This window comes from Noviherbaspirillum cavernae, assembly GCF_003590875.1.
GTDB classification, from domain to species: Bacteria; Pseudomonadota; Gammaproteobacteria; order Burkholderiales; family Burkholderiaceae_D; genus Noviherbaspirillum; species Noviherbaspirillum cavernae.
Map to the genome: position 1 here is coordinate 1,643,935 of NZ_QYUN01000002.1, position 15,023 is coordinate 1,658,957.

13 protein-coding genes are annotated in these 15,023 nt (G+C 60.3%); 12 read left to right on the top strand and 1 reads right to left on the bottom strand.

The genetic code is table 11. From position 1 onward, the window contains the following. Positions 1-6: 6 nt before the first annotated feature. Entirely contained in the window at positions 7-507 is a 501-nt protein-coding gene (locus D3870_RS07735; RefSeq protein WP_119738025.1) for a chemotaxis protein CheW, read from the top strand. Positions 508-821: 314 nt separating this feature from the next. Next, positions 822-2,540, top strand: coding sequence for a methyl-accepting chemotaxis protein (locus D3870_RS07740; RefSeq protein ID WP_119738027.1), 1,719 nt, complete (start codon positions 822-824; stop codon positions 2,538-2,540). Positions 2,541-2,643: 103 nt separating this feature from the next. Here the strand turns inward: D3870_RS07740 and D3870_RS22005 are convergent, their stop codons facing one another. After that, a complete protein-coding gene (locus D3870_RS22005) occupies positions 2,644-2,826 on the bottom strand; it encodes a hypothetical protein (RefSeq protein ID WP_147375737.1) in 183 nt (60 codons plus the stop codon). A 98-nt stretch (positions 2,827-2,924) separates the two neighbouring features. On the opposite strand from D3870_RS22005, the gene D3870_RS07745 reads away from it, so the two are divergent. From D3870_RS07745 to D3870_RS07790, 10 genes are all read left to right on the top strand, one after another. Then, entirely contained in the window at positions 2,925-4,526 is a 1,602-nt protein-coding gene (locus tag D3870_RS07745; RefSeq protein ID WP_119738029.1) for a methyl-accepting chemotaxis protein, read from the top strand. Between the two features lie 67 nt (positions 4,527-4,593). Further along, on the top strand, positions 4,594-5,484 hold the full coding sequence (locus tag D3870_RS07750; RefSeq protein ID WP_119738031.1) for a CheR family methyltransferase: 891 nt from the start codon (positions 4,594-4,596) through the stop codon (positions 5,482-5,484). Then, positions 5,481-6,089 (top strand): chemoreceptor glutamine deamidase CheD, encoded by a 609-nt coding sequence (cheD, locus tag D3870_RS07755; RefSeq protein WP_119738032.1) that lies wholly within the window; start codon positions 5,481-5,483, stop codon positions 6,087-6,089. The genes D3870_RS07750 and cheD overlap by 4 nt, the downstream gene beginning before the upstream one ends. Positions 6,090-6,116: 27 nt before the next feature. Then, positions 6,117-7,193, top strand: coding sequence for a protein-glutamate methylesterase/protein-glutamine glutaminase (locus D3870_RS07760; RefSeq protein ID WP_119738034.1), 1,077 nt, complete (start codon positions 6,117-6,119; stop codon positions 7,191-7,193). Positions 7,194-7,403: 210 nt separating this feature from the next. After that, positions 7,404-7,799 carry a chemotaxis response regulator CheY gene (cheY, locus tag D3870_RS07765; protein ID WP_119738036.1) on the top strand — a complete coding sequence of 132 codons (396 nt, stop codon included), beginning with the start codon at positions 7,404-7,406 and terminating at the stop codon, positions 7,797-7,799. A gap of 261 nt (positions 7,800-8,060) precedes the next feature. Then, positions 8,061-9,275, top strand: a complete 1,215-nt coding sequence (locus D3870_RS07770) for an EAL and HDOD domain-containing protein (RefSeq protein ID WP_119738038.1) — start codon at positions 8,061-8,063, stop codon at positions 9,273-9,275. Positions 9,276-9,430: 155 nt separating this feature from the next. After that, positions 9,431-10,603, top strand: a complete 1,173-nt coding sequence (gene flhB, locus D3870_RS07775) for a flagellar biosynthesis protein FlhB (protein WP_119738039.1) — start codon at positions 9,431-9,433, stop codon at positions 10,601-10,603. Next, entirely contained in the window at positions 10,600-12,684 is a 2,085-nt protein-coding gene (flhA, locus tag D3870_RS07780) for a flagellar biosynthesis protein FlhA (RefSeq protein WP_199710564.1), read from the top strand. The genes flhB and flhA overlap by 4 nt, the downstream gene beginning before the upstream one ends. Next, on the top strand, positions 12,681-14,138 hold the full coding sequence (flhF, locus tag D3870_RS07785; protein WP_119738044.1) for a flagellar biosynthesis GTPase FlhF: 1,458 nt from the start codon (positions 12,681-12,683) through the stop codon (positions 14,136-14,138). Before flhA ends, flhF begins: the two co-directional genes overlap by 4 nt. Beyond that, entirely contained in the window at positions 14,131-14,979 is an 849-nt protein-coding gene (locus tag D3870_RS07790; RefSeq protein WP_119738046.1) for a MinD/ParA family ATP-binding protein, read from the top strand. The genes flhF and D3870_RS07790 overlap by 8 nt, the downstream gene beginning before the upstream one ends. Positions 14,980-15,023: the final 44 nt, after the last annotated feature.

Below are 15,023 nucleotides of genomic sequence, written 5' to 3' on the forward strand. Positions count from 1 at the left end.
CTATCCATGCAAAACAACGTCACTGCACTCGCAGATCACTCCGACCGCGATATCGCGGGACGCGAGTTTCTTGCCTTCACGCTGGGCAAGGAAGAGTACGGTATCGACATTCTCAAGGTGCAGGAAATCCGCGGTTACGAAACCGTCACCCGCATCGCCAACTCGCCCGATTTCATCAAGGGCGTGGTGAACCTGCGCGGCATCATCGTGCCGATCGTGGACATGCGGATCAAGTTCAATCTCGGCGAGCCGACCTACGACCAGTTCACGGTCGTCATCATCCTCAACATCGGCGGTCGTGTCGTCGGCATGGTGGTGGACAGCGTGTCGGACGTCACGACGCTGTTGCCCGAACAGATCAAGCCGGCACCTGAAATGGGCACGGCGCTGAATACCGACTACCTGATCGGCCTGGGTACGATCGAGCAGCGCATGCTCATCCTAGTCAACATCGACCAACTGATGTCCAGCGCCGAAATGGGCCTGATCGAAGCACTCGCAGCATAAACCAGGCCTCAAAGAAGGCCGGGCATACCAAAGGCGCCTGACAAATCAGGTGCTAATAAAATCGGAGACAAGGGTGCGCGTTGCTCGACAGCGGCGTGCACTCCAAGAGCGTCTAACAAAATGAAACGCAGCGGTTCTGAGTAGACGCGCCGCCGCAGACAGTACGACTGTACGGCAAGGGCGAAGCAGGGGATTCGCAACGCATGCGTTGCGCCTGCGTAGCGGCCTTGGCTTGCCAGCCAAGGCGCGCCCTGCAAGGGACGCAACACTCTCAGAATCATTTTGTTAGACGCTCTAAAAATAAAGGTGCGCAAATGCTTGATAACCTCACGATCAAATCGCGGTTGGTTTTCGTCATTGGCTTTTTGTCATTGCTATTGGTAGGAAGCGGCGTCGTCGGCCTGACCAGCCTGGGTGCCGCCAACAATTCCCTCAAATCGATATACAAAACCGGCCTTGTTCCGATGGGTCAGCTGGACATGGTAGTCAGGCTGATCGACAAGAACAGAATGGCGGTTGCCGAATCCATGAACGGCGATCCAGCGGTCGTCACCAAGAGAATGGATGAGGTGGACAAGATGACCGGCGAAGTTGGCAGGCAGTGGAGTGCCTATGTCGCGGGTTCGCTGGCTGCCGATGACAAGACGCTGGTGACCAGCTTTGACGAGAGTTACAAGAAATTTCTCGAAGAAGGACTGAAGCCGACCGTCGCCGCATTGCGTGCCGCCAACGTGCAGCAGGCCATGGAGCTGCTGCAAGGGCCGATGAACCAGCATTACGCGCCCTTGCAACAGAGCATCGATGCGCTGATCAAACTGCAGCTCGATGATGCGGAAAAGGAATTCGAACGCACGCAGGACATGTACACATTGGTGCGCAACATGTCGATCGTGGCTGTCGTGTTTGGCGTCTTGCTGGCGGCGATTATCGGCGTGTGGCTGATACGCGCGATCTCGAGGCCGCTGGAGCAGGCGGTACGCGTGGCCAGGAGCGTCGCGTCGGGCGACCTGACACAGACGATCGATGTGCGATCCCGCGATGAAACCGGCCAGCTTCTGCAGGCCTTGAAGGACATGAACCACAGCCTGGTCACCACCGTGGGCCAGGTGCGCCTCGGCACCGAAACGATCGCCGTCGCATCGCGCGAAATCGCCTCCGGCAATGCCGATCTGTCAGCGCGCACGGAATCGCAGGCAAGTTCGCTCGAAGAAACCACATCGTCCATGGAGGAGCTCACGAGCACGGTACGGCAGAACGCAGAGAATGCGCGTCAGGCCAATCAACTGGTCGTGTCGGCATCGGAGGTTGCAACACGTGGCGGCGAAGTCGTAGGGCAGGTGGTCGACACCATGGGATCGATCAAGGACAGTTCGCGCAAGATCGTCGACATCATCGGCGTCATTGACGGCATTGCATTTCAGACCAACATTCTCGCGCTGAACGCGGCGGTGGAGGCAGCGCGTGCGGGCGAGCAGGGCAGAGGCTTCGCAGTGGTGGCGGCGGAAGTGCGCAGCCTTGCACAGCGCTCCGCCGGTGCGGCGAAGGAAATCAAGTCGCTGATCAACGACTCCGTCGAGAAGGTGGACGTCGGCAGCAAGCTGGTCGATCAGGCCGGCAGTACCATGCACGAAATCGTGACTTCGGTAAGACATGTCGCCGACATCATGAACGAAATCACGGCTGCAAGCACCGAGCAGAGCAACGGCATCGAGCAGGTGAATCAGGCAATCAGCCAGATGGACCAGATGACGCAGCAGAACGCGGCACTGGTCGAGCAGGCTGCCGCCGCGGCGCAGAGCATGCAGGATCAGGCCGGTACGCTGTCGCAGGCGGTCGCGGTATTCAAGCTTGAGGGCGGCGTCCATCACGCATTGCCGGTGCGGACGACACCACTGGTTGAACGCGTTGCGCCAAAAATGTCGCCTGCAAGGGCGGTACCGAGAGCGCGAGATGCTGCATCGAAAGCCGCGCTTGCGCCGGCAGAAAAGGGCCGGCCGCTTGCCACCGATGCGGATGACTGGGAAGAGTTCTGATTGTTCCGACACTCATGGGCCTTGGCGGCATTTTTCATCCTGCCCGGACGTCGCATGGAAGAAATGGCAACGGGTGATGCGTCGAGATCGGAATCCTTCATGGTCACCCGGCCAATGATTGAAAGGCGTGCTTGAACGGCACGCCTTTTTCACATGGGTAATTGGCGTGGTAATTAGCGTGGTAATGGCGCTCTGTTTCTTCGATCACCCTGAAAGTCGGCGCGCCATAATCGTTTTCAGATACCGTGCTTGATAAATACTGCGAAACGCAGACGCTGATACTCAAGTCCCGCGCATTCTTCGCCGATATATAGATGATGCGGCAAATGGAGTATGCGTAATTTGTCATAGAGGCAGTAACGGACTGAATTGGTGGAGTAGCTGATGAAGCGTGCGAATTACAAATCGTTTCGCCTCCTGTTGATTGCAGCGGGGGCAATCGTTGTCAGCACATTGTTGACGGCCTTGATTGACTGGGCCGGCGGAGCGACCGCGAAACCGATCCTTCTTGCGGCAATGGCGTCCGTCATCACGGCGGGTATTTGCCTGTTCGCCTTGCGATTCAATGACGAGGCTCGCAATTCGCTGGCGGAACTCATGGCGGGCGAGCTCGATCACATCGTGATCGGTGCTGCCGAGACATCCTATTTTGTCGAATCGATCAAGAAGAAAATCGATCAGGACGTAGAGGCCACCAACGATATCGTGACTCGTGCGGCGCAGAACGCCGGCACCACGGAGCAAATCGCGATCAATGCAGAGAACGCGTCAAATGTCGCCGCCGACGTACGGCGTGAAAGCGTCGCGGGTCGCGCCGAAGTCGACCGGGGTTTGCAGCAGATCAGCGACGCAAGGCAGGACGCGCAGGCGGCATCCGGGACGATGGCAACGCTGCAGCAAAAATCCCGCCGTATCCACGTGATCACGGAAGTGATCAACGAGATCGCGGCGCGCACCAACCTCCTTGCCTTGAATGCGGCGATCGAGGCGGCGCGTGCCGGCGAACACGGGCGCGGCTTCGCGGTTGTCGCAGGGGAAGTACGGCAGCTCGCACAGCGGACGAAATCGGCAACCGACGATATCGGCGTCATGGTGCGTGAGATCACCGACGAAGCCGAACGCGCAGCCCGAGACATGACTGCATTGACCGGAAAAGTGACCGATGCGGCGCAGAACGTTGAACGGGTTCACGGGTTTCTGGGCAATATCGAGCGATCCGCCGGCGTATCGCAGAGTGAAATCGAGAAGATTGCGACCGCATCGCGCGAGCATGTGGACACCACCCGCATGATCACGGACGCGCTTTCGCAAATCAGGGATCGCATGTTGTCGACCGAGGAAGAGCTGCCCCGTGCCGCGAGTTCCGCGATGGCGCTTTCCGATCGCGGCGAGGCGTTGTTCATCGCACTGGAAGGCTCCGCTGTGACGACGGTGCATGGCGAGATACGGGACGTTGCCGAAGTCGCGTCGAAGGAGATCGGGGGTATCTTCGACAAGGCGATTGCAAGCGGTGAAATCAGTGAACAGGCTTTGTTTGACCGCAATTACAAGCCGATACCGAACACGAATCCGCAAAAGCACACGACCTTGTTCGATGCATTTACCGATCGTGTGTTGCCTGACGTGCAGGAACGGATTTTGAAGGAACTGCCGCAGCTGGCTTACGCCGGTGCGGTCGATAACAACGGGTATTTTCCAACGCATAACAGGAAATTCTCCAAGGCGCTGACCGGCAATTATGAGACTGACCTGGTGAACAATCGCACCAAGCGGATCTTCAACGATCGCACTGGATCCCGCTGCGGTTCGAATACGGAGCCGTTCCTGTTGCAGACTTACAAACGCGATACGGGTGAGGTGATGCATGATTTATCCGTACCGATTTACGTCGCCGGACGCCATTGGGGCGGATTCCGCATCGGTTACCGTTCTGGTGACCCAGCGATGCGAGACGCTGATCGGCGCGCGGCACCGAAACAGGGTTGACGTGATTGATTGATGTGGTGTGGATGCGGTTAGCAAACCGCGATGTCAAGGAAAGAAGTTGGATGTGATGAATACGGTTCGGCAAAACAAGATTGATGGAGTCAAGGAGTTCGAGTTCACCGCTCGCGACTTCGAGCGAGTGCGCGCGCTGATTTACAAGCGCGCAGGCATTGCGCTCGCCGATAGCAAGCAGGAAATGGTTTACAGCCGGTTGGCGCGCCGCCTGCGCGCGACGGGCATCCGCTCGTTTCAGGTGTATCTGGACAGCCTGGAAGGCCGGCAGGACGACGATGAATGGGAGGCATTCACCAATGCGTTGACCACCAACCTGACGTCGTTCTTCCGCGAGGAGCACCACTTCCCGATCCTCGCCGACCATGTGCGCAATCGCAAGGAGCCGGTGACGGTATGGTGCTCCGCCAGTTCGACCGGTGAGGAACCGTACTCGATTGCGATGACGCTGTGCGAGGCATTCGGGACATTGACGCCGCCGGCGCAGGTGATCGCGACGGATATCGATACCAATGTGTTGGCAACCGGGGCGAACGGGGTCTATCCCTTGGAACGCGTGAACAAGCTGTCACAGGAACGCGCGAAGCGGTTTTTCCTGCGGGGCAAGGGCGCGCAGGAGGGCCTGGTGCGGGTGCGCCCGGAACTGCGTCAGATGGTGACCTTCAAGCAGCTCAATCTGCTGGCGGACAGCTGGCCGATCAAGGGACAGTTCGACGTCATCTTCTGTCGCAACGTGATGATCTATTTTGACAAGCCGACGCAGGGCAAGATCCTTTCCCGCTTCGTGCCGTTGATGAAGCCGGATGCGCTGTTGTTTGCCGGTCATTCCGAAAATTTTCTATATGTATCCGATGCGCTCAAATTGCGGGGCAAGACCGTGTACGAACTGGAAGCGAAACACGCGGCGGCCAATTCCTTGTCACGCCGGCACGAGAATCAATCATGAAATGCGGACTTGAAGAACAATTTGCGACCAACGTCTATTACGACCGGACGTTCGACTGCGATGCGGCGAAGATCCTGCCCGGCGAGTACTACTTCACGTGCAAGGACATGCTGATCGTGACCGTGCTGGGGTCGTGCGTATCCGCATGCATCCGCGACCGCGTCACCGGCATCGGCGGCATGAATCACTTCATGCTGCCGGATGGCGGCGGCGATGCCGATAGCCCGATCTCGGCATCGATGCGCTACGGCACCTACGCGATGGAAATACTGATCAACGATTTGCTCAAGGCGGGCGCGCGACGCGAGAATCTGGAGGCGAAGGTGTTCGGCGGCGGAAATGTTCTGCGCGGCTTCATCGCGATCAACGTCGGGCAGCGCAATGCGCAATTCGTGCGCGACTACCTGCGCGCAGAGAGCATCCGAATCACGGCGGAAGATCTGAACGACATTCATCCGCGCAAGGTGTATTTCTTCCCGCGCACCGGTAAGGTCCTCGTCAAGAAACTGAAGCAACTGAACAACAACACGCTCGTCAACCGCGAACAGGACTACGCGAACCGCCTGCAGACCACACCGGTGGCAGGCGCGGTCGAGTTGTTCTGACCGGCTGACGTTACGAAAGCACGCACCATGAAGATCAAGGTATTGATAGTGGACGACTCTGCGTTGATTCGCAGCGTCATGAAGGAAATCATCGGCAAGCAGCCCGACATGGAAGTCGTCGGCGTTGCACCCGATCCGATCGTCGCGCGGGAACTGATCAAGCAAACCAACCCCGATGTACTGACGCTCGACGTGGAAATGCCGCGCATGGACGGCCTCGATTTCCTTGAAAAGCTGATGCGCCTGCGGCCGATGCCGGTCGTCATGGTGTCGTCGCTGACAGAGCGCGGCTCGGAAATCACGCTGCGTGCGCTGGAGCTTGGCGCGGTGGATTTCGTGACGAAGCCGAAGCTGTCGATTCAGAGCGGCATGCTCGAATATACCGAGCTGATCACCGACAAGATCAGGGCTGCGGCAAGAGCGCGCGTCAAGGCGCGTACCGTTGCGTCCGCCGAGCATGCCAGGACTGCCACTGACGCATTGCCGTTGATTCGCAACCCGCTGACCAGTAGCGAAAAGCTGATCATCATCGGCGCGTCCACCGGCGGCACCGAAGCGATCAAGGAGTTCCTGATGCAGATGCCGTCGGACTGCCCCGGCATCCTGATCACGCAGCACATGCCGGAGGGTTTCACGCGTTCCTTCGCGAAGCGGCTCGACAGCATCTGCAAGATTTCGGTCAACGAAGCGGCCGGGGGCGAGCGGGTATTGCCGGGACATGCGTTCATCGCGCCCGGCCACTCGCACCTGCAGCTTGCTCGCAGCGGCGCGAACTACGTGACGCAGCTCGACCAGGGGCCGCCGGTCAATCGACACAGGCCTTCGGTCGATGTGCTGTTCGGCTCGGCGGCGCGTTGCGCAGGGAAGAACGCTGTCGGCGTGATCCTGACCGGCATGGGCAAGGATGGCGCGGCCGGCATGCTGGAGATGAAGAATGCCGGCGCATACAATTTTGCGCAGGATGAAGCCTCGTGCGTGGTGTTCGGCATGCCGCGCGAAGCCATCGCCGTCGGCGCGACACATGAGGTAGGGCCGCTACAGGAATTGCCGCGCATGGTGCTGGAGCATCTCGCCGCCAACAGCAGTCGTGCGCTGCGTGTTTGATGATGCAAGCGGGTTGTTAAAACATAAACGACTGTGGCGCATGCGTCTCGGCAGCATCAGGAATGCGTCGTTTTTTCTCCGCTGCGGCGCTGTGCGGCAGGCGACAGAGTGCATAATAGCGGCAAGTTTATTTATACTTGGCTGGCCGCGAGGTTGGACAATAAGCGGCCGACAGGTCGATAACGGTTGAAAGAAACATTGGAGTAATTCATGGCTGATCCGAAAACAAAATTCTTGGTTGTCGACGATTTCTCGACCATGCGTCGCATCGTCCGCAATTTGCTCAAGGAATTGGGATACACAAACGTAGACGAAGCCGAAGACGGGGCCATGGCGCTTTCCAAACTCAGGAGCGAACCGTTCGACTTCGTGATTTCGGACTGGAACATGCCGGTCATGGATGGCTTGACGATGCTGCAAACCATTCGCGCCGATGCCGCGCTGTCCAAGCTGCCGGTGCTGATGGTCACGGCAGAGGCGAAGAAGGAAAACATCATCGCGGCAGCACAGGCCGGTGCGAACGGGTATGTCGTCAAGCCGTTCACGGCCGCCACACTGGATGAAAAGCTCTCCAAGATTTTCGAAAAGATGAGCGCGGGCGCCTGACGCCGGCTGCAGCTCTTGAGAAAAACAAAAACGCACTCGAATCGTCCAGGTCTGCCTGGCTGGAGTGCCCGTGCAGTTGCGGGACGAGTGCGGCTGCATGCCGCCCGGCCTGCTGACCGACTATCAGTCATTGGGCGAAACAATGCATCAGGCGATGCTCATTGGACTTGCGCAGGGTCGGTACGTTTGCGCGATGCGTTCGATGCCTTGCAACCCGCTGATGCATTTCCTTTGCCGAAGCAGATTCTGCTCTGACTATCCATGCAACACGAGAATTTCATTGTTCGTGAACCGCTGATCACCTCGCAGGAGCACGTGCTCGGGTTCGAGCTATCCTGGCAGCGTAATGGCACGGGAAGCGGCAGGATCAATGATACGGAGGCAAATGCGCTGGCGGATTTTGTCACCGACCGGATCAACGCCAACGAATACGTCGGATCGCACGACGACCGCCTGCTGATTCTGGCGGCCTCGCCGGCGACGCTGAAGGCGGAAGCCTATTTCCGCTTGCCGCCGCAGGGCAAGGTGCTGGCGTTGTGGGCCGACGATCTCGGCGATCCGGGCGCAGTGGCCGCGATCAAGTCCTTGCGCGTGCAGGGTTACGGCGTTGCGCTGCGCGGCGCGCAGCTGGAGACGGTCGACCAGAGTCTGCTGTCGCTTTTCTCGCACATCGAGGTTCCGGTCGACGCTCCCGATCTGGCTGAGCAATTGCGCATCTATCGTGCGCTTGGCCTGCCGTCCGTGCGCATGGTCGCACGCAACGTCACGAGCTGGGAGCGGTACGAAACGGCTGCATCGCTTGGGATGGATGCCTTTGCAGGAACGCTTCATTTGTCGCGGCGTCACGGCGACGAAGCGCGCGACCTGAGTCCGACGCAGACCATGATCCTGCGCCTGATGGACATGGTCAAGCAAGAGGCCGGTATGAATCACCTTGAAGGCGTACTCAAGCGCGACGCCGCGCTCTCGTACCGGCTGCTGCGCTATATCAATTCGGCGGGGTTCGGACTCGGATGCGAAATCCAGTCGCTCAAGCACGCGGTCACGCTGATGGGGTATTCGCCTTTGTATCGCTGGCTGGCCGTGCTTCTCGCAACGTCCGGTCCGACCGGCTTTTCGCCGGTGTTGATGCAGACGGCGATCATCCGGGGCCGCTTTGCCGAGCTGCTCGGCGAGACCTTCCTGCCCAGGACCGAGGCGGAAAACCTGTTCGTCGCCGGCATGTTCTCGCTGCTCGACCAGTTGCTGGGCATTCCGATGGAAGAGGTGCTGGACAAGATTCAGCTGTCGGATGCCGTGACGGAAGCGCTCCTGTCGAGAGAAGGCATCTACGGCCCGTTTCTGGCATTGGCCGAAGCCTGCGAACTCAGTACCACCGACGTCGAGTCGATGGCGACCTCGCTTTGCATCAGCGCCATCCAGGTGAACGACGCGCACATGTCGGCGCTCGCGTGGGCGCGCAACCTCAAGCTGTAAGCCGAAGCCTGCAATATTTCCCTGCCGCAATCGAAAAGCGGGGGGTTTTCGCACTTATTCCCTCGATAGTCGACGCGGCTTCTGGCCAATAATCGCACCTGAAAACCCGCATTGTGTCGTCCTCGACGCAATGACGGCGGCGACAGGAGTCGGCGATGGCCGAAGACAGCGAACTCGAGAAAACAGAACCAGCCTCGCCCCGGCGACTGGAACAGGCACGTGAAGAAGGCGACGTTCCCCGTTCGCGGGAACTGGCTACGTGCACGGTTTTGCTCGCTGCTGGCGCCGGCCTGTGGTTCACGGGGGATGGTCTGGTGCGCCAGATCAATCGCATGCTCACGTCCGGAATGGCATTCGACCGTGCCCAGGTATTCGATTTCAATCTTCTGCTCATGCGCATCGCCGGCGATCTGGTCGATGTGCTGATTGTATTCGCGCCCCTGGCCGCCTTGCTGATGCTGGTGGCACTGGCATCGCCGCTCTTGATCGGCGGCTGGCTGTTCAGCGGCAAGGCGCTGCAGCCGAATTTCGGCCGTCTCAATCCCCTGAATGGCCTCGGCAACATGGTCTCCGCGCGCGCCGGCGTCGAACTGATCAAGGCCATCGCCAAGGCGATTCTGGTCGGCACCGTTTCGTGGATGGTCGTTTCCAGTCAGATGGAGTCGATGCTGGGCCTTGTCGTCGAGCCGTTGAAGGCGGGCAGTGCGCATCTGGCCAGCCTGCTGCTGACGGGCTTCATCACGATCGTGTGCAGCCTGGTGGTCATCGCCCTGATCGACGGGCCGTACCAGATCTGGCACTACGCCAACAAGCTGAAGATGACGCGCGAGGAACTGCGTCAGGAAGCCAAGGAATCGGACGGCGATCCGCAGATCAAGGCCAAGATGCGTCAGATGCAGCGCGAGATGGCAAGGCGCCGCATGATGACCGAAATTCCGACCGCCGACGTCGTCGTCACCAACCCGACGCACTACGCCGTGGCGCTCAAATACGCCGACGGCAAGATGCGCGCGCCGACCGTCGTCGCCAAGGGCATGGATGAAATGGCGGCCAAGATTCGCGAGATCGCCGCCGAGAACAACGTGCCGCTGCTGGAAGCGCCGCCGCTGGCGCGTGCCCTGTACAAGCACACCGAATTGGGCGACGAGATTCCGGAAGGTCTTTATACGGCGGTTGCGGAAGTCCTCGCCTATGTGTTCCAGCTGCGCGCCTACAAGACGAATGGCGGCAATCGTCCCGATGTGCCGGGCGATATCGACGTGCCGCCGCAACTGGATCCGCTCAATCCGGCTGCACAAGCCCCTGGCGCTAATGGATTGATGCAATGAATGGTTTGAAACTGCCGGCCTGGTTCCCCAGCAATTCCAGCAAGGCGCTTGCCGCGCCGATCCTGATCATCATGATGCTGGCGATGATGGTGCTGCCGCTGCCGGCATTCGTGCTCGATATCTTCTTCAGCTTCAATATCGCGCTGTCGATCATCATCCTGCTGACCAGCCTGTACACGGTCAAGCCGCTCGATTTCATGGTGTTTCCGACGGTGCTGCTGGTGTCCACCATGCTGCGCCTGTCGCTGAACGTGGCATCGACGCGCGTCGTGCTGACCGAAGGCCACACCGGACCGGATGCGGCGGGCAAGGTCGTCGAGGCATTCGGCCACTTCCTGATCGGCGGCAATTACACCGTCGGTATCGTGGTGTTCATCATCCTCACCATCATCAACTTCATGGTGGTCACCAAGGGCGCGGGACGTATCGCCGAAGTCGGTGCGCGATTTGCGCTGGACGCGATGCCCGGCAAGCAGATGGCAATCGACGCCGATCTCAACGCCGGCATGATCGGCGAGCAGGAAGCGCGTCGCCGCCGCACGGAAGTCGGCCAGGAAGCCGAGTTCTACGGCGCGATGGACGGTGCCAGCAAATACGTTCGCGGTGATGCCATCGCCGGCATCCTGGTCACGATCATCAACATCGTCGGCGGCCTGATTGTCGGCATGGTGCAGCATGATCTTGCGTTCGACGTGGCGGTGAAAAATTACACGCTGCTGGCGATCGGTGACGGCCTGGTTGCGCAGATTCCGTCTCTGATCATTTCCGTCGCCGCCGGCGTGATCGTGTCCCGCGTCGCCAGCGAACAGGATATCGGCAGCCAGCTGGTCGGTCAGTTGTTCGCCAAGCCGCAGGTGCTCTACATCACGGCCGCCATCATCGGCGGCATGGGTGTGATTCCAGGTATGCCGCACATCGCTTTCCTGATGCTGGCCGGCGTTCTCGCAGGCGGCGCATATGCGCTATCGCAGCGTGAGCAGAAGGCGGCAACCCAGGCACCCGTGCCGGAGGCCGCCACTGCCGCGCCCGAGGTGGAGGAGGCGACCTGGCAGGACATCGTGCCGGTCGATACGCTCGGCCTCGAAGTCGGCTACCGCCTGATTCCGCAAGTAGACAAGTCGCAGGGCGGCGAACTGCTGCGCCGGATCAAGGGCATCCGCAAGAAGTTTGCGCAGGAGATCGGCTTCCTGTCGCCGCCGGTGCATATTCGCGACAATCTCGAACTGAAACCCTCGGCCTATCGCATTACGCTCAAGGGCGTGGAAGTCGGCAGCGGTGAATCCTACGTCGGCCAGTTCCTCGCCATCAATCCCGGCATGGTCAGCGGCACGCTGCCGGGCGCGACCACCACCGATCCGGCATTCGGCCTGCCGGCGGTCTGGATCGATGGCAATCTGCGTGACCAGGCGCAAGTCATGGGCTACACCGTGGTCGATGCCGGCACGGTCATCGCGACGCACTTGAATCACCTGATCTCGACGCATGCGGCCGAACTGCTCGGTCGCCAGGAAGTGCAGCAATTGCTCGACCACCTCAGCAAGGAAACGCCCAAGCTGGTGGAAGACCTGGTGCCGAAACAGATTTCGCTTTCGACCCTGCAAAAGGTATTGCAAAACCTGCTATCCGAGGGCGTTCACATTCGCGACATGCGCACCATCATCGAGACGCTGGCCGAGAACGCCGGACATATGCAAGACCCGAACGACTTGACGGCGGCGGTACGGATTGCATTGGGGCGCGCCATCGTGCAGCAGATTTTCCCGGCCACCAATGAGCTGTCCGTGATGACGCTCGACGGCCGGCTCGAACGCCTGCTGATGCAGGCATTGCAGTCCAGCGGACCGGATAACGCGGGTCTCGAGCCGGGCCTTGCCGATACGCTCGCCATGCAGACCGAGCAGGCGGCGCGCCAGCAGGAGCAGATGGGGCTGACGCCGGTGTTGCTGGTGCCGGGGCCGCTGCGCGCCTCGCTTGCCCGCTTCCTGCGCCGCACGGTACCGCAGTTGAAGGTGTTGTCACACGCAGAACTTCCCGATTCCAAGACGATTAGAGTTACCACCCTGGTTGGAGCCCAAGCATGAACGTCAAAAAATTCTTCGCAAAAACATCACGCGAGGCATGGCGCATGGTTCGAGACGCACTCGGCCCGGATGCAGTGATTCTTTCCAACAGGGAGGTGAACGGCCAGGTCGAAATCCTGGCATTGCCGATCGAGGACATGGCGTCGCTGGCGGAACCGGCGGGCGACAAAAAAGTTCAGGAAGCGATTGCAAGAGCAGTCGCCGGCCACGTCGAAGGTGGCAACGGCAACCCCGCGCCGGCGCTACTTCGCCGGACCAATGCGAGTGAAGATTCGCTACCCGAGCGCACCGAGCCTTCGATGGATGCAATGTCGCCCAAGGAAGCGCGCGCCGGAAAGTGGCCGGAAGTCCAGCGGCATGCATCCACCTCAGCCAAGGCTGCTCCGGTAGCACCAGCGCAAACCACCAACCTGGCACCTCGTTCCATTCCGAAAGACGTGCCGGCAGACGTGCCGCATATCGACCTCGCCGAAGTGATGAACGAATTGCGCACCGAATTCATGACCGAGATTCGTTCGATGCGTGGGGCGCTGGAAGAGCAGCTCGCCGAAATCGCGTGGAGCGGTGAACAAAAGCGCGACCCGATGAAAACGCTGGTGCTGCGCGAAATGCTGGCGGCCGGCTTCAGCGCAACCCTCGCACGCTACCTCGCGGAAAAACTCCCTGCCGGTGACAAACCGGAAGACGCGATGAACTGGATCAAGGCGATTCTCGGACGCAACCTGTCGGTCATCAGCAACGAAAGCCAGATGCTCGAAAAAGGCGGCGTCTTCGCGCTGGTGGGCCCAACCGGTGTGGGCAAGACCACCACCACGGCGAAGCTGGCGGCGCGCTGCGTGATGCGGCACGGCGCCGGCGCGCTGGCCTTGATCACGACCGACGGCTATCGTATCGGCGCTTACGAACAATTGCGCATCTACGGCAAGATTCTCGGCGTCATGGTGCATTCGGTGAAGGATGAAACCGATTTGCGCATCGCGCTGGACGAACTCAAGACCAAGCACACGGTGCTGATCGACACGGTCGGCATGGGGCAGCGCGACAAGATGGTGGCGGAGCAGGTGGCGATGCTGCAAGGCGTCGGCACCGAGGTCAAGCGCCTGCTGTGCCTGTCCGCGACATCGACCGGCGAAACGCTGAGCGAAGTGGTGCGCTCGTATCTTGGCGACGGTCTCGCCGGCTGCATCGTCACCAAGCTGGACGAAGCCGCCACGATCGGCAACGTGCTGGACGTGATGATCCGACGCAAGCTGAACCTGTTCTATGTCGCCAACGGCCAGCGCGTGCCGGAAGACCTGCATGTCGCCAATCAGCACTATCTGGTGGATCGTGCGTTCAAGCTCAAGCGCGAAACCGGACCCTTCCAGCTGCAAGACCACGAGGTGCCGATGGTGGTCGCCAACGGCGTGCGCGGAACGAACGACAAGAGCCTGCAAGGGGTGAAACTTGGGTAACTACGCTTCGGATCAGGCGGAAGGTCTGCGGCGGATGCTCGCCGGACCGAAACCGCGTATTTACACCTTTCTGTCGGCGACGTCGGATGAAGAAAAGGGCGCGATGCTCGTCAACCTGGGGGCGTCGCTCGCGCAGTCCGGCAGCGATGTGCTGATGGTCGATGCCTGCGTCAGCGCGCAGGGGATTGCGGAACGCATGGGAGCGACGCAAGGCGCGAGTCTCCTGCAGGTCGCTCGCCAGGAGCGTGCGCTGGACGAGGTGGTGCAGCGCATGCCGCAAGGCTTTGGCATCGCGGCACTGGCGCATGGCGCACAGCGTTCGGCGACAAGGGAACCGCAGGAGATGCAGCGCCTCGCCAATGCCTTCGGCGTGCTGTCCACGCAGGCCGACATCGTGGTGGTGGATGCCGAGCTCGGCAAGGACGATGCGTTCCCGATCCCGACGCTGGCCGGTAGCGAAATCGTGGTGCAGGTATCGACCAGTCCGGAATCGATCACTACGGCCTATTCGATCATCAAGCGCATCAATGGCGAAGTGGGGCGCAGGCCGTTCAGCATCCTGATCACCGGCGCATCGGAAAAGGAGGCGAAGGTGGTGTATCAAAACATGGCGCAGGCGGCCAACCGCTATCTGGCCGTCAAGCTCAATTCCGTCGGATCCGTGCCGGCGGACGAGCACACGACGCGCGCGGCGCGGCTCGGACGCTCCGTGGTGGATGCGTTTCCGCTGGCGGGCGCGTCGGTGGCGTTCAGACGCCTGGCCGAGCGCATCAGCTTGCCCGAGTTGCCGGGAGGGGAGTTGCAGGGTGTTGCACCCGCCGCCGCCCGTCTCGGCTTGTAAGGCTGCACCCAGGACATACGGCCCGTTCGCGAGCTTCAACCAAT